Origin of the sequence: Streptomyces sp. RP5T (assembly GCF_003933965.1) — a bacterium.
GTDB lineage: Bacteria > Actinomycetota > Actinomycetes > Streptomycetales > Streptomycetaceae > Streptomyces.
Genome location: NZ_RSAJ01000974.1, coordinates 1 through 1,916 on the forward strand (window position 1 = coordinate 1; position 1,916 = coordinate 1,916).

2 protein-coding genes are annotated in these 1,916 nt (G+C 70.4%); both read left to right on the forward strand.

Annotation, left to right across the window (positions count from 1 at the left end):
- Positions 1-659: DUF5819 family protein (locus EHS43_RS43590; RefSeq protein ID WP_260470995.1), on the forward strand; the 659-nt coding region annotated here is incomplete at its 5' end.
- Positions 656-1,916 (forward strand): HTTM domain-containing protein (locus tag EHS43_RS43595; protein ID WP_148104310.1); only part of this gene is annotated, 1,261 nt, incomplete at its 3' end. The genes EHS43_RS43590 and EHS43_RS43595, both read left to right, overlap by 4 nt.

Consider the following 1,916-nt stretch of genomic DNA (forward strand, 5'->3'; position numbering starts at 1 on the left):
GCGTCACCCCCCGCCCCGGCGTGGCCGCCCTCTCTCTCCGCTATCAGGTCGGTGTCGTCCTGGCGCTCGCCGTCGTGGCCGTCGCCGTCTGTGTGCACATCGGGATGGTGTTCCTGCACGTCGCGCCCTCGAACACGGTGACCAAGCAGCACGGCAGGGCGGTCGACGACTGGGTCTACCCGGAGTTCGAGCAGAACTGGAAGCTCTTCGCGCCGAACCCCCTCCAGCAGGACATCGCGGTGCAGGTCAGGGCCCGGATACGGACCGCCGACGGCGGCAGCCGTACGACCGGCTGGTACGACCTGTCCGCCCAGGACGGCCGGGCCATCGACGGCGACCCGCTCCCCAGCCACACCCGGCAGAACGAACTGCGCCGCGCCTGGGACCTCTTCGTCGCCACCCACGGCACCGACAACCGCCCGATCGGCCTGCGCGGCAGCCTGTCCGAGACCTACCTCCGCCGCGTCGTCGTGCTGCGCCTGGAGCGCGACCACGTGACCGCGCGGGACGCCGTCCTCGTGAGCGTCCAGGTGCGCTCCCGGACCTCCAGCGTGCCCCCGCCGAAGTGGAGCGGGGAGAAGATCTCGGCGCAGCCCGTCTACCGCGAACTGCCCTGGTGGGCCGTGGCGTCCGACGACACTCAGGGGAGCGTCCGGTGAACCGATTCGCCCTGGCGGTGTCCACCGCCATCGCCCGCGTCACCGAGACCGCCCTCGGCCCCTACCAGAGCGCGACGATCCGTATCGGCTTCAGCGCGACCTGGCTGCTGTTCCTGCTGCGCGAGTTCCCGCACCGCCAGGAGCTGTACGGCCCGGACGGTCCGTGGAACTGGAACCTCGCCGACCAGCTGGTCTCGCTCAACGGGGCGTTCTCGGCCCTGATGTGGTCGGACGGCCAGTTCTGGTTCGGGACGGTCTACGTGCTCGCCGTTCTGTCGAGCTTGTTGCTGCTGCTCGGCTGGCACACCCGCGCGATGTCCGTGCTCTTCATGGTCGGCGTGCTCTCTCTCCAGAACCGCAGCATCTTCATGGGCGACGGCGGCGACAACGTCCTGCACCTGATGTGCATCTACCTCGTCTTCACGCGCTGCGGCCAGGTCTGGTCCCTGGACGAACGACGGGCCCGGCGCACGCGGGAGGCACGCGCGCGTGGAGAGCACGTCGTCGGCCGGGCCGGCCCGGCCCTGTGGGCCGCCCTGGGGCTCGTGCTGGTGTCGGCGGCCTTCCTGGACAAGCTGAACGGCGACTGGTTCGTCCCGGCACTGCTGTGGACCCTGTGGCTGGCGCAGGCCCTGTGGTGGGCGGCCGGACGGTTCGCCCGGTCCGGGCAGTCGCGGATCATGCTCGACGTCGTCGCCAACATCGTCCACAACGGCGCCCTGCTCGTGATCATGGCCGAGGCCTGCCTCATCTACGCGACAGCCGGCTGGTACAAGATCCAGGGCTCTCGCTGGCAGGACGGCACCGCGGTCTACTACCCCCTCCACCTGGAGTCCTTCTCCCCGTGGCCCGCCCTCGCCGACCTGCTCTCGGCGAACGGCGTCATGGTGATGCTGGTGACGTACGGGACCGTCGCCGTGCAGGTCGCCTTTCCGTTCACCCTGTTCAACCGGCGGGTCAAGAACGTCCTGCTGGCCGCGATGATCACCGAGCACGCGGTGATCGCGGTCGTCCTCGGTCTGCCGTTCTTCTCGCTGGCGATGATCGCGGCCGACTCGGTCTTCCTGCCGACGTCCTTCCTGCGCCGCCTCGGCGGCACGGCGGCACGCACGCGTGCGCGGCTGTGGGCGCGCTCGGCGCCCCGGGGCGGCCCGAAACGACACGGCGATCCGAAGCGACACGGCAATCAACAGCGACCCCGGACTCCCGCTCGGCCCGCCCCACCGACGGATCCGGAATCCGTGAAGATCCCGGACC